The following is a 393-nucleotide window of genomic DNA, read 5'->3' as shown; positions in this document are numbered from 1 at the left end:
ATCAGGAACGGACCCAGAGGGGATTGGCGCCCCTCAAAGTAGACGTAAAATTGTCCCATGTGGCCCGCCTCAAGTCGGAGGACATGCGGGACAACGGGTATTTTTCCCACGATTCCCCCACCTACGGTTCTCCCTCGGCCATGATGAGCCAGTTTGGCATCCAGTACCGGGCTTCGGGTGAAAATATCGCCGCCGGCTATCCAACGCCGAAGGCGGCGGTGGAAGGGTGGATGAACAGCAGCGGACACCGTGCCAACATCTTGAGCCCCGAGTTTACCCACATCGGGGTGGGTTATGCCAAGGGCGGCGAATACGGACATTATTGGACCCAGCAATTCATAGGCAAGTAACGGGCAATCAGGTTTCACCTCCCGCGGGAGATATCCCGCGGGA

1 protein-coding gene is annotated in these 393 nt (G+C 58.3%); it reads left to right on the top strand.

The window, feature by feature from the left end; all coding sequences use genetic code 11:
* Positions 1–350 (top strand): CAP domain-containing protein (locus RZO55_RS10985; protein WP_318064324.1); only part of this gene is annotated, 350 nt, incomplete at its 5' end.
* Positions 351–393 lie beyond the last annotated feature (43 nt).

Origin of the sequence: Clostridium boliviensis (assembly GCF_033342255.1) — a bacterium.
Classification (GTDB): Bacteria; Bacillota; Clostridia; order Lachnospirales; family Lachnospiraceae; genus Lacrimispora; species Lacrimispora boliviensis.
Note: the sequence above shows the minus strand (reverse complement) of the source record. Positions and strands in the feature narration are given on the sequence as shown.